Origin of the sequence: Nonomuraea aridisoli, from assembly GCF_003236395.1 — a bacterium.
Lineage (GTDB): Bacteria > Actinomycetota > Actinomycetes > Streptosporangiales > Streptosporangiaceae > Nonomuraea > Nonomuraea aridisoli.
In genome coordinates this window covers 1-21,755 of record NZ_POUD01000149.1, presented here as the reverse complement: position 1 = coordinate 21,755, position 21,755 = coordinate 1, and the positions used below count along the sequence as shown (strand labels likewise).

The window sequence follows — 21,755 nt, the reverse complement described above, 5'->3', positions numbered from 1 at the left end:
GGGGTTGGAGGAGCGGGGGTCATGGGTGGAGTTCCACGGAGATGTGGGGGGAGAGGGCGTGGAGGAAGTCCAGGGCGTCGAAGAGTTCGCCGGCGGAGGTGACGCCGACCGTCTTGGTGCGTCCTGTGAGGATGCGGTCGACCGCTTCCACCGCGAGGGGCGCGGTGACGGCGTAGATGTCCTGACCCGCCGCCACGGCGCGGCGTTCGTTGCCGCCTGAGCGTACGACGACGTCGACGAGGAACGTCTGCGCCGACCGTCCCAGTTCGTCGGCCGGGGCGGGCGTCGGGGTGTCCGGGGCGGACAGGTCCCTGGCGGCCTCGACCGTCATGTAGGTGCGCACCTCCGGGATGGACAGGTGGCTGGGGACGGTGACGACGTCGGCCATCGTGAACTCTCCGATGACGGCCCGGGGACCCATCGGGTCGGGGAAGGGCCACTCCAGGGTCGGCGGGTCGTCGTGGCGGTACTCCAGCCGGCCGTTCGCGAAACGGACGCGCCGGCCGTCCCGCCGCTGCCGGGAGACCACGCCCGCGGCGCGCGTCCCGGCCGTGGGGTGCCAACTGCTCAGCCCGTACGCGATGTGCGCCTCGTCGGCCGTCGTCCAGTCGCCCATCGCGGCGGTGGTCAGCAGGTCGCCGAGGCCGCCGTAGAAGGCCATCGCGGGGACGATCACCGCTCCCGCGGCGCGGGCCCGCTCCTTGAAGTGCGCGAACGTGTCGGCGTTGGCCTCGATCTCGGCCGCCACGTCCACGTACGGGATCCCGGCGCGCAGTGCCGCCTCGATCACGGGGGCGGCCGTCGTGGCGAAGGGCCCGGCGGCGTTGATCACGGCCGCCGCGCCGGTCAGCGCGTGATCGAGCGAGGCCGGGTCGTCGACCGTCGCCGGGCGGGCCTCCAGCCCGGATTCGTACGCCATCGCCTTGAGCTTGTCGGCGTCACGCCCGGACAGGACGGGGACGAACCCGCGAGCCCGCAGCTGCGCCACCACGAAGCGGCCGGTGTGTCCGTACGCGCCGAACACCGCCACCATCTGCCCTGATCCCATGGGTTGTCTCCCGTGCTCAGATGATCTGTTGTGCAACATCCTGGCAAGGGCGGATGCTCTCGACGAGCGTCCGGAACGCCATTACCCGTACAATTCCGGACATGAGCACAGTCGCGCTGGCCGTCACCGACGGAATGCTGCACTTCGAGCTGTCCTTGGCGTACGAGGTCTTCGGGGCCGAGCTGACCGGCCTGGCCGATCCCTGGTACAGCGTCGTCGTCTGCGGGTCGGACGCCGTGCGGGTCGGCCGGTTCCGGGTGGAGCCCGACCACGGCCTCGACCACCTCCGGCGCGCCGACACCGTGATCGTCCCGGGCTGGGCCGACGTCGAGGTGAATCCACCGGCCGACCTGGTCGACGCGGTGCGCGCGGCCCACGAGGCCGGCGCGCGCGTGGCCTCCCTCTGCACGGGCGCGTTCGTGCTGGCGGCCGCGGGTCTGCTGGACGGCAAGCGCGCCACCACGCACTGGGCGCACGCCCGTGACCTGGCCGAGCGCCATCCGGAGGTGGAGGTGGACCCGGACGTCCTGTACGTGGACAACGGCAGCGTGCTCACCTCCGCCGGCAAGGCCGCCGCCATGGACCTGTGCCTGCATCTGGTACGTCTCGACCACGGCTCCTCGGTGGCCAACGCGGTCGCCCGCCGCCTCGTCGTGCCGCCGCATCGGGACGGCGGGCAGGCGCAGTTCGTCACCACCCCGGTGCCCGCCCCGGACAACCACCCGCTCGCCGAGCTGTTCCCCTGGGTGATGGAACGGCTGGACCATCCGCTGACCGTGGAGGACCTGGCCCGCCGGGCGCGGATGAGCTCGCGCAACCTGGGCCGCCACTTCAGGTCGGTGACCGGGACGACCCCGCTGCAATGGCTGCTGACCCAGCGGATCCGTCGAGCCCAGGAACTGCTGGAGACCACCGACGAAAGCGTGGACGCCATCGCGGAGGCCACCGGCATGGGCACCGCCACGACACTGCGCCGGCACTTCAACCGCACGGTCGGCGTGCCCCCGGACACCTACCGCCGCACCTTCCGCTCGCGTACCCGCCCCGGCGCGATCGCCAGCGGGCACTGAACGGGGCCGCGTGTGCTGAGGCGGGGTGAGGGGTTACGGCCCTCAGACGCCGGACGAACACGCATCGGTTCCGCACGTGACAGGTCCCGCACGTAACAGATCCCGCACGTAGGCGGGCCCACAAGTAGGCGGTCCCGCGGGTGGAGTCGCGGATGATCAATTCGCAGGGCATCTTGTGGATGCCCGGCGTGGCCTTGCCGTCCATGGCGGCGAACAGGTGCTGGGCGGCGGTGCGCCCCAGGGTCTCCAGCTTCATGTCGACCGTGGTCAGGGCGGGCCGGGTCTCCGTGGAGAGAACCTCCCAGTTGTCGTAGCCGATGACGGCGATGTCGTCGGGAACGCGCCGCCCCCGCTCCCGCGCCGCCTCCACGAACCCGGCCGCGATCTGGTCACTGCCGCAGAAGACGGCGTCGATCGAGGGCTCCGACATCAGCAACATCTCGGCGGCGTGCCGCCCCCACCGCTGCGACCACGCGCCCCACAACGTCTGACCGGCCTGGGCGACGCCCGCCTCGGCCAGCGCGGAGCGCACCCCCTCCTCGCGGTCGCGGGCGGCCTTGTAGTGAGACGGCCCGGTGATGTGGGCGATGCGCCGGCGACCGAGGGCCAGCAGGTGGCCGACGGCCGTCCGCGCCGCCCCCACGTCGTCGGGCACGAACGACACGTCGCCCGGATCCTCCGACGGCGCGTACGCGTACACGACGGGGATGGGCAGGTCCTTGCTCACCGAGGGACGCGGGTCGGTGCTCTCGCCCACCACGATGAGCCCGTCGACCCGGCGGGACAGCAGCGCCCGCAGGTGGTGCTGCTCCCTGATGGCGTCGCCGCGCGCGTCGCAGAGCAGCACCGCCATCTCCCCGGCCCCGAACGCGTCCTCCGCGCCGAGCAGCACCGGGATGCCGAACCGGCCGACGCTGTCGGAGGTCAGCAGCCCGACCGTGCGCGTCTGCCCGGACAGCAGCCCGCGCGCGAGCGCGTTCGGCTGGAAGGACAGCTGCGCGGCGGCGGCGAGCACCCGCTCGCGCGTCGCGGCGCGGACGTCCTGCCGCCCGTTGAGCGCCTTGGAAGCCGTGGCGATCGACACCCCCGCCAGCGAGGCCACATCGTTGATGGTCGCCCGCTTACCCGCCATGAATCGAAACCCTTTTCGGCCGTAGTGAACTGGACAGAACCCTAGCACCCATTGACAGGCGCTCAGGTTTCTCTTACGTTTCCGAAAACCTTTAAGTCCAGGAGCGCATGATGAGACGAAGGCTGGCCGGAATCTCCCTCCTCGGTGTGTTAACGCTCACAGCAGCGGCCTGCGGCAGCGGCGGCGACCCGCAGCCCGCGGACGGACCCGTGACCATCACGATGTGGACCCGCGCGGCCACCCAGGCGCAGAGCGAGCGCCTGGTCGAGGCCTACAACAGCAGTCACGAGAATCAGGTCAAGCTGACCGTCATCCCCACGGACAACTACCAGCCGCGCATCGCCGCCGCGGCCGGCGCCAGGCAGCTCCCCGACGTGTTCGCGGCCGACGTCATCTTCGTCCCGAACTACACCTCGCAGGGCCTGTTCATGGACATCACCGACAGGATCGCGGCCCTGCCCTTCAAGGACGGCCTCGCCCCGTCCCACATGAAGCTCGGCACGCTCGACGGCCGGCAGTACACGCTCCCGCACACGCTCGACCTGTCCCTCTGGTTCTGGAACAAGGACCTGTACGAGCAGGCCGGCCTCGACCCCGAGCAGGGCCCGAAGACGCTCAGGGAGTTCGCCGAGCACGCCACCACCATCCAGGAGAAACTGGGCGCCGACGGCAAGGTGCACGGCACGTTCTTCGGCGGCAACTGCGGCGGCTGCTACGTCTTCACGTTCTGGCCCTCGGTCTGGGCGGCCGGCGGGCAGGTCATGAACGCCGACGGCACGGCCTCGCTCAACGACCAGCCCGCCATGCTGGAGGTCTTCAAGATCTGGCGCGAGCTGTACGAGAACGAGGTCACCGGCCCCACGGCCAGGGAGGAGCAGGGCCCGACCTGGACCGGCTTCTTCCCCAAGGGCGAGATCGGCGTCATGCCGATGCCGTCCACCATGCTCGGCCTGATGCCGCAGGACATGGAGATCGGCGTCACGCCCATCGCCGGCCCCGACGGCGGCGAGTCCACGTTCGTGGGCGGCGACTCCATCGGCATCTCGGCCACCACGCAGAACGCGGAGGCGGCCTGGGAGTTCCTGTCCTGGACGGTCTCCGACGAGGCCCAGGTCGAGGTCATGGCCAAGAACAAGGACGTGGTGGCGCGCACCGACCTGGCCGGCAACAAGTACGCGGCCGAGGACCCGCGCGTCGTGCTGATGAACGAGATGGTCGGCAAGGGCCAGACGCCGTACGCGCTGCGCTTCGGCCAGACCTTCAACGACCCGCAGGGCCCGTGGCTGCGCCTGGCGCGTGAGGCGATGTTCGGCGACGTGTCGAAGGTCCCGCAGCTCAACGCCGACGTCACCGAGTCGCTCCAGCAGTGACCGTGACCATGACCGTGACCAGCAGAAAGGTCCAGGGCTGGCTGTACGCGGCCCCGACGGCGGTCATCGTGGGCGCGCTGTTCCTCGCGCCCCTGGTGCTGGTCGTGTGGATGTCGCTCAACCGCTGGCCTCTGCTCGGCCCGGCCGTCCTCAACGCACCGGAGAACTACCTCGACATCGCCGGCAACACGCTGTTCGTGGACGCGGTGTTCTTCACGCTGAAGTACACCGCGATCACGACAGTGCTGCTCTCGCTGGTGGCGCTGGGCCTGGCGCTGCTGGTGCAGGAGCGCAGGCCCGGCGTGGGGTTCTTCCGTACGGCGTTCTTCCTGCCGGGGGCGGTCGGCTTCGCCGCGGCGGGACTGCTGTTCTACGGGATGCTGAACAACGACTTCGGCCCCATCGACCCCATGCTGCAGGCGCTGGGCATCACCGACGAGCCGGTCAGGTGGATCGGCACGCCGAACATGGCGCTGTTCTCCACGATCACGCTGGTGTTGTGGCGCTTCGCGGGCTTCAACATGCTCATCCTGCTGACCGGCCTGCAGGCGATCCCGGCCGAGGTGTACGAGGCCGCGCGCAGCGACGGCGCGAACCGCTGGCAGATCCTCACCAGGATCACGCTGCCGCTGCTGCGCCCGACGCTGGCGCTGATGCTCATCCTCAGCGTCACGGGCTCGCTGCTGGCCTTCGACCAGTTCTTCGTCTTCACCAACGGCGGCCCGGACAACAGCACGGTGTCGATGGTGATGGTCATCTACCGGGAGGCGTTCTTCCGGTTCGACCTCGGCGGGGCGGCGGCGCTGTCGGTGGTGCTGCTGGTGGTCCTGGTCGCGATCAACACGCTGATGTTGCGGAGGCTGCGATGAGCCGTTACCTCACCCTGTCGGCCCTGGCGGTGCTCTTCCTGTTCCCGCTGGCGTGGAGCGGCTACGCCTCGCTGGAGGAGCCGGCCGACTACCTGCGGATGGCCCGCTTCGGCGAGGGGCTCGGCACGTACGCGGGCAACAGCGTGCTCGTGTCGGCCATGACGGTGGCGGGCACGCTGGTCGTCTCGGCGCTCGGCGGCTACGCCTTCGCCCGGTTCGACTTCCCGGGCAAGAACCTGCTCTTTCTCGCCACGCTGGCGATCCTCATGGTGCCGTACGCGACCATCCTCATCCCGCTCTACGTGCTGCTCGGCTATCTCGGCCTGCAGAACTCGCTGGCCGGGCTGGCGCTGGTGTTCGTGATGTTCCAGCTGCCGTTCGGGCTGTTCATGATGCGCAACGCGTTCGAGGCGCTGCCCCGCGAGCTGGAGGAGGCGGCGCTGGTGGACGGGTGCGGCACGTTCCGGGCGTTCGCCGGCATCCTGCTGCGCGCCGTGCGGCCCGCGCTCATCACGGTCGGCCTGTTCGCGTTCCTCGCCTCGTGGAACGACTTCTTCGCGCCGCTCATCCTGCTCAACGACGGGGCGTCGTTCACGCTGCCGGTGGCGGTGTTCAGCATGACGTCGCAGACGATGGGCGCGATCGACTACGGCATGCTCCAGGCCGGCGTCATGGTCATGGCGGTTCCCTGTCTCATCCTCTTCATCGTGTTGCAGCGCCACTACGTGCGCGGATTCATGTCAGGAGCTCTGCGTGGTTGATCCCGTCCTGCCCTCATCGGGCGTCCTGTCCCCTCTCGGTCTCGACGACGTACGGCTCGCACCCGGCTTCTGGGGCGACCGGGTGGCGCTCAACAACGACGTGACGATCGCCCACTGCCGGGAATGGCAGGAGCGCGAAGGCTGGATCGGCAACTTCCGCGGCGAACGGCCCCGCCGCGGGCGGGAGTTCAGCGACTCCGAGATGTACAAGCTGCTGGAGGCCATGGCGTGGGCCGGCCACCCGGGACTGCCTGAGCTGGCCGCGTCCGTGGCGCGGGCCCAGGAGGGCGACGGCTACCTCAACACCCGCTGGTCCGGCAGCCGCTACACCGACCTGGAGTGGGGCCACGAGCTCTACTGCTACGGCCACCTCCTCCAGGCCGGGGTGGCCCGGCTGCGCTCGTACGGCGAGGATGAGCTCACGCGGGTCACCATCAAGGCGGCCGACCACGTCTGCCGCCGTTTCATGGACGGCACGCAGACCTGCGGGCACCCCGAGATCGAGATGGCCCTGGTGGAGCTCTACCGGGCCACCGGGACCGAGCGCTACCTGGAGATGGCCCGCCGCTTCGTCGAGCGCCGCGGCCTGCCCGCGCTCGGCGAGATCCGTTTCGGCCGCGCGTACTTCCAGGACGACGTGCCCGTCCGGGAGGCGCGGGTGTTCCGCGGGCATGCCGTACGGGCGCTCTACCTGGCCTGCGGCGTGGTGGACGTGGCCGTCGAGACCGGCGACGAGGAGCTGCTGAAGGCCGTGGAGTCGCAGTGGGAGCGCACGGTCGCCCGCCGCACCCACCTGACCGGCGGCATGGGCTCGCGCCACCAGGACGAGTCGTTCGGCGACGACTACGAGCTGCCGCCGGACCGGGCCTACAACGAGACCTGCGCGAGCATCGCCTCGATCATGCTGGCGCACCGGCTGCTGCTGGCCACCGGCGACGTCCGCTACGCCGACCTGACCGAGCGCACCCTGTACAACATGCTCGCCACCGGCGTGGCCCTGGACGGACGGTCGTTCTTCTACGCCAACCCGCTGCACGTGCGGGTGCCCGCCGAGCCGCTCGACGGGGTGAACCACGCGGCCGAGGGCGGGCTGCGCTCGCCGTGGTTCGACGTGTCGTGCTGCCCGAACAACATCGCCCGCACGCTCGCCTCGTTGCCCGCCTACCTGGCCGGGGCCGAGCCGGACGGCGTCAGGATCCACCACTACACCCCGTCGGAGATCCGCGGCGCCGACCTCGCCGTCCGGGTGGAGACCGGCTACCCGTGGGACGGGTCGGTGCTGGTGCGGGTGCTGGCGGACGGGGCGGGACGCATCGGCCTGCGCGTCCCCGCCTGGGCCTCCGACTCGACGCTCACCCGCGGCGAGGAGGTCCGGCCGGTGCGTCCCGGTTACGTCTACGCGGAGGGCCCGTGGCGGGCCGGCGACGAGCTGCGGCTGGAGCTGCCGATGCGGCCCCGGTGGACGTTCCCCGACCGGCGCATCGACGCGCTGCGGGGGAGCGCGGCCGTCGAGCGGGGGCCGCTGGTCTACTGCGCCGAGTCGGTGGGCGACGAGCCGCCGCTCGGCGACCTGACCGCGCGGGCCGAGCCGCCCGCCGAGCACGTCGTGGACGGCGTGGTCGAGCTGGAGGTGCCGGCCGTGATCGGCGGCGCGGACGGCGACGGCTGGCCGTACGGGCCCGCGTCCGTGCCCGGGGGTGGCACGGACGTCCGGCTGCGGCTGGTGCCGTACCACCGGTGGGGCAATCGGGGCCCCGCGACCATGCGTGTCTGGCTGCCCGTCTGAGGAGATGCACATGCGGAGACGACTGGCCTGGTTATCGGCGCTGGTGTTATCGGCCTCCCTGGCCGTGATCCCGGCCCACGCCGCCGACGACCTGGGGATGCCGGTGTTCACCGGTGGTGACCCGGTGCCCGACGAGCCCGTGGGTTACCACCCGCGGCGGATGATGCGGGAGATCTACGACAAGGAGAAGGGCGGCGACTCGTACTGGGTCGACCGCATGCTCGCCAGGCCGGGCAACGACCCGGCGGGCACGTGGCTGATGTCGCGCGGGCGGGCGCTGTTCATGAAGGAGCACGACCCGTCGGTCATAGGGTTCGGCGGTTTCGTGGCGTACTGGGAGAGCATCGACGACCGCGACGCGTACGAGATCTCGCTCGGCACGGCGCTCAGGGAGGACGTCTCCAGACGTCTGCAGATGCCCAGCCACTGGACCGGCCGGTACACCGGCGGCGGGCTCGACGTCGGGGTGAAGAAGTTCATCACCCACGAGAACGTCGCCGTGACCACCCTGGAGATCACCAACACCGGCGCGGAGCCGCGGCCGGTGCCCATCACGGTGACCTCCCCGTACACGAAGACCGCCGCCGGCGACCGGGAGCTGACCGGCGTCGTGACGGCGCGCAACCGGCTGACCACGCTCTTCCCCCGGCTGAGCGGCGACGGGCTGAAGGCCGCCGACGGCGCGCTGAAGGGCGAGGTGACCGTCGATCCGGGCGAGACCGTGCGGACGAAGGTGCAGATGGGCTTCGTCACCGAGGAGCTGACGCGCTCGCGCGCGGAGTACGACGACTACAAGGGGCGCTCGCCCGAGCAGGCGCTCCGGCGGCACCTGCGGGACTACAACGCCTGGTGGGCCGAGAACGTCCCGTACATCGACGTTCCCGACGAGAACATCAAGAAGTTCGTCTACTACCGCTGGTGGTTGATGCGCTTCAACTTCCTCGACGCCGACATCCCGGGCAACGACTTCCAGTTCCCGACGTCGGTGGAGGGCGCGCTCGGCTACAACAACGCGATCGTGCTGACCGTGCCGATGTTCGTGCAGGACCTGAAGTACCTGCGGGACCCGATCTACTCGTACGGGCCGTGGGTGTCGGCGGGAGAAGTCTCGCGAAACTCGAAATATACGGATAATCCGGGCGATCCGGAGAACTGGTCGAACAGCTACACCCAGTACATCTCGGCCGCGGCGCTGGAGAGCTACCAGATCCACGGCGGCCAGCCGGCGATCCTGCGCAACCTCGCCCGCTACGCCGAGAAGGACGTCTACGGCCAGCTGGCGGCCTACGACTCCAACGACAACGGCGTGATCGAGTACGACTGGGAGGCCATGACCGGCAACGACGCCGACGCGGTGTCGTTCCACTACTACGACCGGGCCAACGAACGGCTCGAAGGCGCGTACGTGTACGCCAACGCGACGGCGGCGGCGCAGGCGTACGAGCTGATCGGAGACGAGGCGAAGGCGGCCGAGCTGCGCGGCGTGGCCGACAAGGTCAGGAACGGCATCCTGACCCTGCTCTGGGACGACGAGGACAAGCTGTTCAAGCACCGCGACCTGCAGACGGGCAACCTGATCCCGTGGAAGGAGTCGAACAACTACATCCCGTACGCGACGGGGCTCGTGCCGACCGACGACCCGAAATATCGGGAGGCGCTCCGCTTGTGGGCTGATCCTGCGGAATATCCGATCTTCCCGGCTTATACCGCCAACCAGCGCGACAAGGCCGAGGCTGCCGAGGCCGGCCAGCCCGGCTCGAACAACTTCTCCCAGATCAACTCCACCCGCAACTTCGCGTTCTTCTCCAAGGCGATGCGCCAGTACGCGACCCCGTACATCACCGCCGAGCAGTACAAGCAGCTGCTGTACTGGAACGCCTGGGCACAGTTCGTCGGCGGCGACACCCGCTACCCCGACGCCAACGAGTTCTGGGCCGACTGGGACCAGGACACCAAGGCCATCGGTTACCGCTCCTGGATCCACCACACGATCCTCGGCAGCAGCAACTGGACGGTCATCGAGGACGTCATGGGCCTGCGCCCGCGCTCGGACGGCAAGGTCGAGCTCTGGCCGGTCGACATCGGCTGGGACCACTTCACCGTCAACGGCGTCAACTACCGGGGCGCCGACCTGACCATCGTCTGGGACCGGCCGGGCGACGGGACCGTCCACTACAAGGGCGTGCCCGAGGGCTACTCGATCCTGATCGACGGCAAGCGCAAGGTCACGCTGTCGGGCCTGGCGCACGCCGTCTGGGACCCGGCCGGCGGCCGCGTCGAGGGCGGCCAGGTGGTGCACGCCGAGAAGGCGCCCTCCCTCAAGACGCCCGCCGAGGTGAAGCTGCGCGGCGAGCGCGTCGAGGACCTCTTCCGGAAGGCCGGCGTGGACCTCACCTCCACCCGCCCCAACCTGGTCGAGTCGGCCACCGCCTCCCACGGCGACCCGGCCGGCGCGGCCGACGGGTTCACGATCAACGAGCCGTACTGGGGGAGCCAGGGCTCCGGCCAGGTCCGTGACTGGCTGGAGGTGGACCTCGGCGCGGCGCGGAAGGTGGACAAGGTCAACCTGTACTTCGTCAACGACCGCCGGCCCGGCGGCTACAGCGAGCCGGCGTTCTACTCGGTGCAGTACCGCGACGGCGACACCTGGAAGGACGTCCCCGGCCAGGTCAGGAGCCCGGTCTACCCGCGGGCGAACCTCAACGAGGTCCGCTTCCCCGCCGTCACCGCGGACCGGCTCCGGGTGCTCGTCACCCACCGGCCCGGCCACGCGACGGGGCTGAAGGAGGTCCAGGCGTACGCCGCCGGCGGCAGGCCCGGCTCGGCGGCCAACCGGGCGCCGTACGTGCTGGCCGTGCCGGACCCGGCCTTCAACCGGCCCGGCCAGGCCAGGATCGAGGCCGTGGTCAAGGACGACGGCCTGCCGGAAGGCACCCTCACCACGCAGTGGTCGAAGGCCGAAGGCCCCGGCGAGGTCTTCTTCACCGAGCCGGCCGGCACGACCACGGTGGCCGCCTTCTCCGAGCCGGGGACGTACGAGCTGGAGCTGACCGCGAGCGACGGCGCGAAGCGGACGACCGCCAGGGTGACCGTCACCGCCGGGGCCCAGGGCGAGCAGGCGAACGTCGCCCCGTACGCCACGCCCACCGCCTCCTACACCTCGCCGTGGGAGCAGGTCACCGCCGTCAACGACGGCATCGACCCGCCCCGTTCCAACGACGGGGCCAACCCGCGCTGGGGCACCTGGCCGCAGCAGGGCACGCAGTGGGTGCAGCTGGCCTGGGACGAGCCCGTACGCGTGGACAAGGCCGAGGTGTACTTCTTCGACGACGGCGGCGGGGTGCGCCTGCCCGCCTCGTGGAAGATCCAGCACTGGGACGGCGACTCCTTCGAGGACGTCACCGGCGTCGCGTCCTACCCGAGGGCGGTGGACGCCTACAACGCGGTCTCGTTCGACACGGTGACCACGTCGCGGCTGCGGGTCCAGCTCGAGTCCGGCGGGGCCTCGGTCGGGCTGCTGGAGGTCAAGGTGTACGCGGTCCCGCCCGACTCCGTGCGGCCGGTGCACGTGCCGACGCTCGTGGACACGCTGCCCGACCTCCCGGACACCGTCGAGACGCAGTACGCCGACGGCGCCCGCGGCCGGGCCGCCGTCACCTGGCAGCAGGTGACGCCCGGCCAGGTCGACACGGCGGGCACCGGCTTCACCGTCACCGGCCTGGCCGAGGGCGTGCGTCAGCCCGCCCAGGCCACGGTGTACGTCCGCGCCACGTCGGCGGTGACGATCACCTCGATCGCCGAGGAGCCCGTCACGACCCGGGCCGGCGTCGCCCCGGCGCTGCCGCCGACCGTGGTGGCGACGTACAACGACGGCTCGAAGGACAGCTCGATCCCCGTCACCTGGAACCCCGTGCCCCCCGACCAGTACGCCCAGCCCGGCGAGTTCACCGTGACCGGCCAGGTCGACGGCACGACCGTCCCCGCCACGGCCAGAGTGACCGTCCGCTGATGCTCCCCCCTGTCCTGGCCCCTGTTCTGCGGGGTCAGGACAGGCTCCGCCTCAAGGCTCCGTTTCGCAGTCGGCTGGCGGCAGACAGCGTTACGCTGGCCCGCGTTTGCTCCGGCGGTGCAGTTGTTGCCTGCCCTTCGTCGAAGTCGGGAAGTGCGAAGATGGTCGTCATGAGCATGAAACGGCAGAGTGAAGTCTTGAATGAACTGGCCGAGGCGCTCCGGAACTTGCGCATTCCTGACGCACCGAACGTTCAGCGGGCTTCGGTCGAGCCGTACGTGGACGCCGATGGCGAGGCGGCACTCAAGGCCGTGATCATTGTGGACAGGCCCGATGAGAACGGTTGGTCGGCCGAATTCACTCACGAGCTGCGTAGGCAGGCGAACAGGCTTGCCGCTGAACGCCATATCGATGAACACGTTTACGTCACCTTGTTCACCCGGGAAGAATTCGAGGCTCGGGAAGACATCGACGAGTCGGTGGAGGACAACAGCACGGGCGTCATCGACCAGGCCCTGACCCGGGACCAGCAGGACAGGCCGTGAGGCGAGATTTCAAGGCAGACGATTACCTTCACCTGGCCGAGCTTCATCAGTTCGACATGTTTCTCCTCCTCGCCCTCGGTGGCGATCGCATGATCGAGAACAGCTGAGCAAGGACTTGAATCGCACGGTGTCAAGAGCCGGAGACCCGTAACGCCGACCTTGGCCGTACGATCGCCACGGCCTCCTGCCCCGGCCTCACATCGTCAGAAGCGGTAACGGGGTGGAAACGCCATGGGGCTATATGCCGACAAGGCGTCATAATCCTGTCCAGTGGGGGGCGAGATCCGGGACCGGAGAGGCGGACAAGCGCGGATGGCCGAATTCGCCGAGGGGCCGGTGGAACGCGACAAGGCGGCCGGGGAGGGGGACTTAGCGGTCCCCGCTGCGACGACCGGCTCGGCCGTCATGGCCGGGGAGGCCGGCGGCAACGACGTCGGGAAGGCGGCGGAGCTCCCCGGAGGGGCCGGGCGGGTGCGGGTCACGGGGGCGCTCGTCGTCGCGGTCGGGATGGCGGTGGTGTCGCCGGTGCTGGGGCTGGCGGCCATCCTGGTCTGGGCCGGGCTGCCGGCCGCGTGGGTGCCCGCGCTGACGGTGAGCCCGCAGTCCGCCGTGGTGTTCACGTTCCCCGCCGTCGGGGCGTTCCTCATCTACCACCGGCCGCGGCTGAACATGGCCTGGCTCATGTGCGTGGGCGGGCTGGCCGCGGGCGTCAGCGACCTGTGCAGCGCGATGATGTTCCGCGCCGCCGCCGACGGCGAGTTCGCCGTGGCGGGGTGGATGCGGCTGCCGTCCCAGCTCGGGTGGGCGGTCTGCGGGCTGTTCCTGACGATCCTGTTGCCGTTGTACTCGCCGGACGGCCGGCTGCCCTCCAGGCGCTGGCGGCCGGTTCTCGTGCTGGGCTGCGTCGCCATCGCTCTCGGGACCGCGCGCTACCTGCTCAGGATGCCGCCGCCGCGCGAGACGTACCCGTACCCGGAGGTGATCCCGAACCCGTTCCGGGTCCCCGCACTGCATCCGTACATGGAGATCGTCTCGGCCGTGAGCTGGACGGGCATCTACGCCGCGATGGCGCTGGCCGCGCTGTCGATGGCGGTGCGGATGCGCCGGGCCGGCCCGGTGGTGCGGCGGCAGATCGGCTGGCCGCTGTTCGCCTTCTGCGGGTACGTGCTGTTCCTGGTCGCGGGCACGGTCTGGCCCGGTCTGCGGTGGGCGGCGATCGCGTGGGCGGCCGCGATCCCGTTCGCGGTGGCGTTCGCGGTGATGCGGTACCGCCTGTACGGCATCGACACGGTGGTCAGCCGCGCGTTCGTGGCGACCGGCGTGGTGGTCGTGGTCAGCGCCGTCTACTTCGGCGCCGGCACGTTGTCGGGCCTGCTGGTCTCCGGCTACGACCAGGTGGCCGGGGTGGCCGCCGCGCTGTTCGCGGGCGCGTTCTTCCAGCCGCTGCGCCGGGCGCTGCAGCGGGCCGTGGACCGGCTCCTGTACGGGGCCGTCGGCGACCCCGGCGTGCTGGCCGAGCGGCTGACCCAGGCCGTGCGCCGGGGCGACCCGGCCAGGGCGCTGACCTCGGTGGTGAGCGTGCTGCGCGACGGGCTCGCGGTCGAGGGCGTGGCCGTCGAGGTGGCCGACGGCGAGCCCCGCTACGTCGAGAGCGGCCGGGTCGGTGACCGTCCCCGCGAGGTGCCGCTGGTCTGGCACGGGACGCGCGTCGGCCGCCTGCTCGTCGGCCCGCCCGGCCCGCGCCGCTTCCCGGCCGCGCACAACGAGCGCGTGCTGGCCACGCTCACGCCGTACGCGGCGGACGTGGCCCACGCCGTGCGGATGGCCGCCGACCTGCAACGTTCGCGCGAACGCATCCTGACGGCCCGCGAGGAGGAGCGCCGCCGGCTGCGCCGGGACCTGCACGACGGCCTCGGCCAGACGCTGTCGTCCCTGGCGATGACCATCACCATGGCCCGCATGACGCTCAAGAAGTCGCCGGAGGCCGCCGACGAGCTGCTGCGCGACCTGCACGCCGGCATGAGCGCGGTCACCCAGGACATCCGCGAGCTCGTCCACGGCCTGCGCCCGCCCGCGCTCGACGACCTCGGCCTCGCCCGCGCGATCCGCGAGCTGGCCGGTCCCGCCGACGTCGTGGACGTCGAGGGCGACCTGTCGGACCTGCCCGCGGCCGTCGAGGTGGCGGTCTACCGGATCGTCCAGGAGGCGCTGACGAACGTCCGCAGGCACGCCGGCGCCTCGCACGCCCGGATCGTGCTGCGGCGGGTGCGGCAGGTGCTGCGCGTGCTGGTCGAGGACGACGGCCGCGGCCTGCCCGAGACGCCGCGCGCGGGCGTCGGCCTGGGCTCGATGCGCGAACGGGCCGCCGAGCTGGGCGGCATCTGCGTCGTCACCGGCGAGCCGGGCACGGGCACCCGCGTCGAGGTGATGTTGCCCGTCCCCGACCGAGCCCTCATCCCCCCTGCGTGAAGAAATCGGGGCGCACGTCATGAGCGATCGCTCATGGCACACGCGTGATCAGGTATTGGTCCTCATGGCGGCGGCCTCCCATAGTGGGGCACATGGAACGCACACTGACCGTCGCGGTCGTCGGTGACCGCGACCAGACCTACGCCCCTCACGTGGCCACCGACGACGCGCTGCGCCACGCCGCCGGCCTGCTCGGCGTCGAGGTGCAGGTCTGCTGGCTCTCCACCGGGCCGCTCGAATCGGACCTGTCGGGGGTGCGGGCCGCCGACGTGCTGTGGTGCGCGCCGGGGAGCCCGTACAAGAGCATGACGGGCGCGCTGGCGGCGCTGCGGCACGGCCGCGAGCACGCAATCCCGACGCTCGGCACGTGCGGCGGCTTCCAGCACATCGTGATCGAGTACGCCCGCAACGTGCTCGGCTTCGAGGACGCCCAGCACGCCGAGTACGACCCGTACGCCTCGCGCCTGTTCGTCTCCGAGCTGGCCTGCTCCCTGGCGGGCCGGACGATGCCCGTCACCCTCACCCCCGGCTCCAGGGCGGCCACCCTGTACGGCGGCACGCGCACCGAGGAGCGCTACTACTGCGACTTCGGCATCGACCCCGCCCGTCAGCGCACCCTCCACGACGGCGGCCTGCGGGTCACCGGCGAGGACGACGACGGCGGGGCCCGCGTCCTGGAGCTGCCGGACCACCCGTTCTACCTGGCCACCCTGTACGTCCCGCAGACCCGCTCGACCCCGGACGCCCCGCACCCGCTGGTGGTGGGCCTGCTGCGGGCCGCGCTGTGACGTTCACCCAGCTGCGCATCCTGCGGGCGGTCGCGCGTACGGGCAACATGACGCGGGCCGCCGAGGAGCTGGACACCACGCAGTCGGCGGTCAGCCACGCGCTGCGCGCCCTGGAACGCGAGCTGGGCGTCACTCTGCTCGTCAGGGGCGGCGCCGGGGTGAGCCTGACGGCGGCGGGACGTGCCGTGTGTCACCGGGCGTCGCTCATCCTCACCCAGCTGGAGGCCCTGGAGCAGGAGGCCGCCGCCGCCCGGGGCGACGACGCCGGCAGCCTGCGCGTCGGCGTCATCCCCAGCGCCAACGCCCGCCTGCTGCCGCCGATCCTGCGGGCCTACGGGGAGGCGCATCCGCGCGTGCGGCTCACGGTGATCGAGGGCTCGGACGACGAGGTGCTGGAGTGGCTGGTGACCGGCGCCGTCGATGTCGCCACCGTGACCGCCACAGAGCCGGGGCTGAGCGTGTTCCCGCTGGCCAGGGACCGGCTGCTGGCCGTGCTGCCCAGCGGTCACGGGCTCGGCGCGGGGCCGGAGGTGGCGGTGACGGACCTGGCGCGGCAGCCGTTCATCATGTCGACGGGCGGGTGCGAGCCGTTCATCGCGGAGCTGGCCCGGCAGGCGGGCGCGACGCTGCGCTGCCACTACCGGGTGCGTGACACGGGCAGCATCCTCGCCATGGTGGCCGAGGGCCTCGGGGTGAGCGTCATGCCGGAGTTGTCGCTGCCCGCCCGGTTCCCCGGCGTGGCCGTGCTGCCGGTCGTGCCGCAGGCGGTCCGTACGGTGCTGCTCGCCCTTCCGGCCGACCCGCTGCCGGTCGCCGCCGCCTTCGCGGAGCTGGCACGTTCCCTCGCGTGATCAGTCGCGTACGGTGGGCAGGCCGGCGGCGAAGGCCGACAGAGCGCGGACGAGGCTCGGCAGCAGCTCGGGGCGGGCGGCGGCGAGCTCCGGGTCCTCGGCGTAGAGCTGGGCGAGCGCGGGGGAGGGATGGGCGGCCGGATAGAGCATGCCCGCCAGCCCCGCGGCCACCACCGTGAGCTCCAACCCTTCGCGTTCGGTCAGGCCGGTCGCCCGCGCGACCTGCCCGCCCAGCTCGGCGGCGGCGGCCAGCGTCGCGTGCTTGAAGACGCGGGCGGCGTCGACGGAGACGTTGTGCTCCAGGCTCGTGGCGCTGTTGGCCAGCAGGTCGCAGAAGAGCGGCCGGTCCACCAGCGTCTCGGCCAGCGCTCTCATCACGTCGGTCGTGTCGCCGGCCGTGGCCACCCGGGCGCCGGCCGCGGCGGCCCACGACCGCCACTCCTCGGCGGCGAGGACGAGGAAGATCTCCTCGCGGGTGCCGAAATAGCGGACGATGTTGGACTTCGCCAGGCCGACGGCGTCGGCGACCGCGCCCAGCGTCACGTTGCGTACGCCGGAGGTGCGGGCGAGCTCGCACGCGGCGGCGAGGATCGCCTCGCGCCGCTGCTGTTTGTGCTCGGGCCGCCGGGCTCGGAGGAAAGCCGACCTGCTCATGTCGGTGAAAGCATACTTGAGCGACTTAGGAGAACGCCGTTCCCTTGTTAACGGAACGCCGTCCTGTTAGCGTCCGGGGTGAAACCCGGTCGCAGGGAAGGATGGGCGTGACACAGATACGGATGAAGGTGAACGGCGTCACCGAGTCGCTCGACGTCGAGCCATGGGCGAGCCTGCTCGACACGTTGCGGGAACGGCTCGGGCTGACCGGCACCAAGAAGGGGTGTGATCAGGGCGCCTGCGGCGCGTGCACCGTCCTCGCCGACGGCGTGCGGATCAACGCCTGCCTGGCCCTGGCCGTCCAGTACGACGGCAGTGAGATCACCACGGTCGAGGGCGTGGACCACCCGCTGCAGCAGGCGTTCGTCCGCCACGACGGCTTCCAGTGCGGCTACTGCACGCCCGGCCAGATCTGCTCGGCGATCGGCATGCTCGCCGAGCACGCCGCCGGCATGCCGTCCGCGGTCGGCGCGTCCGGGCTCACCGAGGACGAGATCCGGGAGCGGATGAGCGGCAACCTGTGCCGCTGCGGCGCCTACAACGGCATCCTCGACGCGATCAAGGAGGTGCTGTGAGGCCGTTCGCCTACGTCAGGGCCGCCGACGTCGACGAGGCCGTGCGGGCCGTCGCCGGCGAGCCGGGCGCCAAGTTCCTCGGCGGCGGCACCAACCTGGTCGACCTCATGCGCGAGGGCATCGAACGCCCCGCCACCGTCGTCGACGTCACCGCGCTGCCGCTCGCCGCGGTGGACGACCTGCCGGACGGCGGGCTGCGGATCGGCGCGCTCGTCCGCAACAGCGCGCTGGCCGCCGACCCGCGCGTCCACGCCCGCTACCCGATGGTGTCGCAGGCGCTGCTCGCCGGGGCCTCGCCCCAGCTGCGCAACATGGCCACCGTGGGCGGCAACCTGCTGCAGCGCACCCGCTGCCCGTACTTCTACGACGCGGCCGCGGCCTGCAACAAGCGCGAGCCGGGCGCCGGGTGCGACGCGCTCGGCGGGTTCACCCGGGGGCACGCGATCCTGGGCGTGAGCGAGAGCTGCATCGCCGCGCACCCGTCCGACCTGTGCGTGGCGCTGGCCGCGCTCGACGCGGTCGTGGAGGTCCGCGGCGTGGGCGGCACGCGGCGGATCCCGATGGCCGAGTTCCACCGGCTGCCCGGCGACACCCCGCACGTCGAGACGGCGCTCGCCCCCGACGAGCTGGTCACGGCGGTCGAGCTGCCCGCCGTGCCGGTCGCCGCCCGCTCCCGCTACCGCAAGGTCCGCGACCGCGCGTCGTACGCGTTCGCGCTGGTCTCCGTGGCCGCGGCGCTGGAGGTGCGCGACGGCGTGGTGGCGGACGTGCGGCTGGCGCTCGGCGGCGTCGGCGCCAAGCCGTGGCGGGCCCGCGCGGCCGAGGAGCTGCTGGCCGGCGGTCCGGCCGACGAGGACGCCTTCGCCCGCGCGGCCGAGGCCGAGCTGGAGCCCGCGACCGTCCGGCCGGGCAACGCGTTCAAGACCCGGCTCGCCCGGGCGACGATCGTGGCCACGTTGAGGGAGCTGAGCGGATGAGCACCGAAGTCGCCGAGGCCGGGCGGGCGGAGGCCGTCCGGCAGGTCGGGCGGCCGGCCGACCGGTTCGACGCCCCCGAGAAGGTCACCGGCCGGGCGAAGTACGCCGCCGAGTTCCCGTACCCCGACCTGGCGTACGCAGCGCTCGTGCACTCCACGGTGGCGCGCGGGCGGATCACCGCCCTCGACGCCGGGGCGGCCCGCGCCGTGCGGGGCGTGATCGAGGTGCTCACCCACGAGAACGCCCCGAAGATGCGCCCGCTGTCCCGGCTCAACCTGGGCTCGTTCGTCAAGGGCACGAACGTCGACTACCTGGGCACCGACCAGGTCCACTGGAACGGCCAGCCGATCGCCGTGGTGGTCGCCGAGACGCCGGAGGCCGCCCGGCACGCGGCCTCGCTCGTGCGGGTGACGTACGAGGAGCTGCCCGCGAAGCTCGACTTCGCGGCCGAGGAGCCGCACGCCGTCCCGCAGAAGGGCAACGCGATCATGCGCAGCGCGGCCGACAAGGGCGACGCCCATGCCGCGCTGGCCGCCGCGCCGGTCAAGGTCGACCTGCGCTTCACCACGCCGCCGCAGAACCACAACGCGATCGAGCCGCACGCCACCACCGCCTTCTGGCAGGGCGACCGGCTGACCGTGCACGACACCACGCAGTCCATCGCGTTCCTGCGCAAACACCTGGCGATGCGGTTCGGGGTGCCGGAGCGGAACGTCCGGGTGCTCGCTCCCTTCGTCGGCGGCGGGTTCGGCGGCAAGGGCATGGTCTGGGCGGGCACGCTGCTCGCGGTGCTGGCCGCGCGGGCGACCGGCCGCCCGGTGCGGCTCGCGCTCACCCGCGAGAGCGTCTACCACACCGTCGGCGGGCGCACGCCCACCGTGCAGCGGGTGGCACTCGGCGCCGACCGCGACGGGCGGCTGACGGCGCTGATCCACACCAGCGTGGCGCGTTCGGGCGGCATGCCCGGGCAGGTCACCGCGGCCTCCCGCCACCTGTACGCGGCCGAGACCGTCCACCTGCGGCAGAGCCTCGTCGACCTCGACCTGCTGCCGCCCACCGCGATGCGCGCGCCGGGCGAGGCGATCGGCACCTTCGCGCTGGAGGCGGCCGTGGACGAGCTGGCCTGGGAGCTCGGCGTCGACCCGATCGAGCTGCGCATGCGCAACGAGCCCGAGCGCGACCCGCTCACCGGCAGGGCGTTCTCCCACCGGATGTTGCGGGAGGCGTACGCGCTGGGGGCCGAGCGGTTCGGCTGGCGCGAGCGCGACCCGCGGCCGGGCGCGATGCGCGACGGGCGCTGGCTGGTCGGCATGGGGGTGGCCACCGCCTACCACCCGTCGCTGATCATGCCGGCCGCCGCCACCGTGCGGCTGGGCGCCGACGGCACGGTGCTGGTCCGCTGCGGCCTGCACGAGATCGGCGTGGGCGCGGCGACCGCGCAGGCGCAGATCGCCGCCGACGCCCTCGGCGTCCCGCTGGAGTCGGTACGCGTCGAGGTCGGCGACTCCGACCTGCCCGCGGGGCCCATGGCGGGCGGGTCGGCGCAGACCGCGAGCGCCGCCGCCGGTGTGCTGGCCGCCTGCGACAAGCTGAAGCGGCAGGTCCTCGCATTGGCCGGGCCCCCGTTGCGCGGCCGCAAACCCGAGGAGGTGCAGGCCCGCGACGGCGGCCTCCACGTCGGCGGGAGCGGGATGACGTACGCGGAGATCCTGGCCGGCGCGGGCCGCGACCACGTGGAGGCGGCGGTCAAGGCGGGCTGGGCGAGGTTTCTGGCGCGCACCGCCCGCGACGGCCGGCGCTGGGTGCGGGCCGCGTCCGGGGCGCAGTTCTGCGAGGTGCGGGTCGACGCCGACACCGGCGAGGTACGCGTCTCGCGCTGGCTCGGCGTCTTCGACGTCGGCCGGGTGGTCAACGCCAAGACGGCGGCCAGCCAGCTGCGCGGCGGCATCGTCATGGGCATCGGCCTGGCCCTGTCGGAGCAGACGCTGGTCGACCCGCGCACCGGCCGGGTGGTGAACCCGAGCCTGGCCGAGTACCACGTGCCCGTGCACGCCGACATCCCGCGCATCGACGTGCACTACCTGGACGACCCCGACCCGACCACGCCGCTCGGCCTGCTCGGGGTGGGCGAGGTCGGCATCACGGGGGTGGCCGCCGCGGTGGCCAACGCCGTGCGGCACGCCACCGGCAGGCGCGTGCTCGACCTGCCCATCACCCTCGACAAGCTGCTGTGACGAGCGCGCGGGCGGCCGCGCCGGCCGCCCGCGCCGCCGCCGTCGCCCGCTCCGGGGCGACCATCGCGGTCACCGTGGCGCCGTCGACGAGGGCGAGCAGCTGCTCGGCCAGCAGATCGGGGTCGTCCGCGCCCGCGGCGAGCGTGCGCAGGTGGTCGCGCAGGCGCTGCTTGTGCCGGCGCACGACCTCGCGGACCGGCTCCGAGGTCGCGCCCAGCTCGCCGTAGGCGTTGACGAAGCCGCAGCCGCGGAAGTCGTCCTCGGCGAACCACCGCTCCAGCCAGGCGAACACCGCCTCCACCGAGCCGCCGTGTTCGGCCACGTAGCCGGTCAGCGACGACATCCAGCGCTCGTCGCGCCGCTCCAGGTACGCCACGACCAGCGCCTCCTTCGACGGGAAACACTGGTAGAGGCGCTTGAGCGACACGCCCGAGGCGGCCCTGACGTCGTCCATGCCGACGGCGCGCACCCCGCGCCGGTAGAACAGCTCGGAGGCCGCGGACAGCAGGCGTTCGGCGTGTTCCATGGCTCCTCGCGGGAAATGGAGAACGGGCGTTCTCTACACTAGCGGGAGAACGCCCGTTCTCCGACCGCCGAGGAGGCGACCATGACCCGCC

Annotated in this window: 17 protein-coding genes; 13 read left to right on the top strand and 4 right to left on the bottom strand. The window is 72.0% G+C overall.

What is annotated here, in order from left to right; translation table 11 throughout:
• Window positions 1-19 precede the first annotated feature (19 nt).
• Window positions 20-1,048, bottom strand: coding sequence for a saccharopine dehydrogenase family protein (locus C1J01_RS29350; protein ID WP_111182205.1), 1,029 nt, complete (start codon window positions 1,046-1,048; stop codon window positions 20-22).
• A 101-nt stretch (window positions 1,049-1,149) separates the two neighbouring features.
• Between C1J01_RS29350 and C1J01_RS29345 the strand changes: the two genes are divergently transcribed.
• On the top strand, window positions 1,150-2,118 hold the full coding sequence (locus C1J01_RS29345) for a helix-turn-helix domain-containing protein (protein WP_111182204.1): 969 nt from the start codon (window positions 1,150-1,152) through the stop codon (window positions 2,116-2,118).
• Here the strand turns inward: C1J01_RS29345 and C1J01_RS29340 are convergent.
• The gene (locus C1J01_RS29340) at window positions 2,030-3,250 is read right to left on the bottom strand and encodes a LacI family DNA-binding transcriptional regulator (RefSeq protein WP_235854744.1); all 1,221 of its coding nucleotides are present in this window, start codon (window positions 3,248-3,250) and stop codon (window positions 2,030-2,032) included. The two genes, C1J01_RS29345 and C1J01_RS29340, sit on opposite strands and share 89 nt — an antisense overlap.
• Window positions 3,251-3,459: 209 nt before the next feature.
• Here C1J01_RS29340 and C1J01_RS29335 point away from each other — a divergent pair, with 209 nt between their 5' ends.
• The 9 genes from C1J01_RS29335 to C1J01_RS29295 all read left to right on the top strand — a co-directional run bounded on the left by C1J01_RS29335 (window position 3,460) and on the right by C1J01_RS29295 (window position 16,698).
• The gene (locus tag C1J01_RS29335; protein WP_235854743.1) at window positions 3,460-4,620 is read left to right on the top strand and encodes an ABC transporter substrate-binding protein; all 1,161 of its coding nucleotides are present in this window, start codon (window positions 3,460-3,462) and stop codon (window positions 4,618-4,620) included.
• An 8-nt stretch (window positions 4,621-4,628) separates the two neighbouring features.
• Window positions 4,629-5,489 (top strand): carbohydrate ABC transporter permease, encoded by an 861-nt coding sequence (locus C1J01_RS29330; RefSeq protein ID WP_111182209.1) that lies wholly within the window; start codon window positions 4,629-4,631, stop codon window positions 5,487-5,489.
• Window positions 5,486-6,250, top strand: coding sequence for a carbohydrate ABC transporter permease (locus C1J01_RS29325; RefSeq protein WP_111182202.1), 765 nt, complete (start codon window positions 5,486-5,488; stop codon window positions 6,248-6,250). Before C1J01_RS29330 ends, C1J01_RS29325 begins: the two co-directional genes overlap by 4 nt.
• On the top strand, window positions 6,243-8,036 hold the full coding sequence (locus tag C1J01_RS29320; protein ID WP_111182201.1) for a glycoside hydrolase family 127 protein: 1,794 nt from the start codon (window positions 6,243-6,245) through the stop codon (window positions 8,034-8,036). The genes C1J01_RS29325 and C1J01_RS29320 overlap by 8 nt, the downstream gene beginning before the upstream one ends.
• A gap of 10 nt (window positions 8,037-8,046) precedes the next feature.
• Window positions 8,047-12,045, top strand: coding sequence for an Ig-like domain-containing protein (locus tag C1J01_RS29315; RefSeq protein ID WP_220040157.1), 3,999 nt, complete (start codon window positions 8,047-8,049; stop codon window positions 12,043-12,045).
• Between the two features lie 170 nt (window positions 12,046-12,215).
• Entirely contained in the window at window positions 12,216-12,590 is a 375-nt protein-coding gene (locus C1J01_RS29310; RefSeq protein ID WP_146615768.1) for a hypothetical protein, read from the top strand.
• A gap of 312 nt (window positions 12,591-12,902) precedes the next feature.
• The gene (locus C1J01_RS29305; RefSeq protein WP_235854742.1) at window positions 12,903-15,059 is read left to right on the top strand and encodes a sensor histidine kinase; all 2,157 of its coding nucleotides are present in this window, start codon (window positions 12,903-12,905) and stop codon (window positions 15,057-15,059) included.
• 92 nt (window positions 15,060-15,151) lie between these two features.
• Complete coding sequence (locus tag C1J01_RS29300; protein WP_111182207.1) at window positions 15,152-15,847, top strand: CTP synthase C-terminal region-related (seleno)protein; 696 nt, start codon at window positions 15,152-15,154, stop codon at window positions 15,845-15,847.
• Window positions 15,844-16,698 (top strand): LysR family transcriptional regulator, encoded by an 855-nt coding sequence (locus tag C1J01_RS29295; RefSeq protein WP_111182198.1) that lies wholly within the window; start codon window positions 15,844-15,846, stop codon window positions 16,696-16,698. Before C1J01_RS29300 ends, C1J01_RS29295 begins: the two co-directional genes overlap by 4 nt.
• Here the strand turns inward: C1J01_RS29295 and C1J01_RS29290 are convergent, their stop codons facing one another.
• Window positions 16,699-17,352 carry a TetR/AcrR family transcriptional regulator gene (locus tag C1J01_RS29290; protein ID WP_111182197.1) on the bottom strand — a complete coding sequence of 218 codons (654 nt, stop codon included), beginning with the start codon at window positions 17,350-17,352 and terminating at the stop codon, window positions 16,699-16,701. It lies immediately after the preceding gene.
• 101 nt (window positions 17,353-17,453) lie between these two features.
• On the opposite strand from C1J01_RS29290, the gene C1J01_RS29285 reads away from it, so the two are divergent.
• Genes C1J01_RS29285 through C1J01_RS29275 form a run of 3 tightly spaced genes read left to right on the top strand, consistent with a single transcriptional unit; the run spans window position 17,454 to window position 21,138 of the window.
• On the top strand, window positions 17,454-17,927 hold the full coding sequence (locus tag C1J01_RS29285) for a (2Fe-2S)-binding protein (protein ID WP_438943158.1): 474 nt from the start codon (window positions 17,454-17,456) through the stop codon (window positions 17,925-17,927).
• Window positions 17,924-18,904, top strand: coding sequence for an FAD binding domain-containing protein (locus tag C1J01_RS29280; protein ID WP_111182196.1), 981 nt, complete (start codon window positions 17,924-17,926; stop codon window positions 18,902-18,904). Before C1J01_RS29285 ends, C1J01_RS29280 begins: the two co-directional genes overlap by 4 nt.
• A complete protein-coding gene (locus C1J01_RS29275) occupies window positions 18,901-21,138 on the top strand; it encodes a xanthine dehydrogenase family protein molybdopterin-binding subunit (protein ID WP_111182195.1) in 2,238 nt (745 codons plus the stop codon). Before C1J01_RS29280 ends, C1J01_RS29275 begins: the two co-directional genes overlap by 4 nt.
• Here the strand turns inward: C1J01_RS29275 and C1J01_RS29270 are convergent.
• Window positions 21,116-21,664 (bottom strand): TetR/AcrR family transcriptional regulator, encoded by a 549-nt coding sequence (locus C1J01_RS29270; RefSeq protein WP_111182194.1) that lies wholly within the window; start codon window positions 21,662-21,664, stop codon window positions 21,116-21,118. The two genes, C1J01_RS29275 and C1J01_RS29270, sit on opposite strands and share 23 nt — an antisense overlap.
• Between the last annotated feature and the right edge of the window lie 91 nt (window positions 21,665-21,755).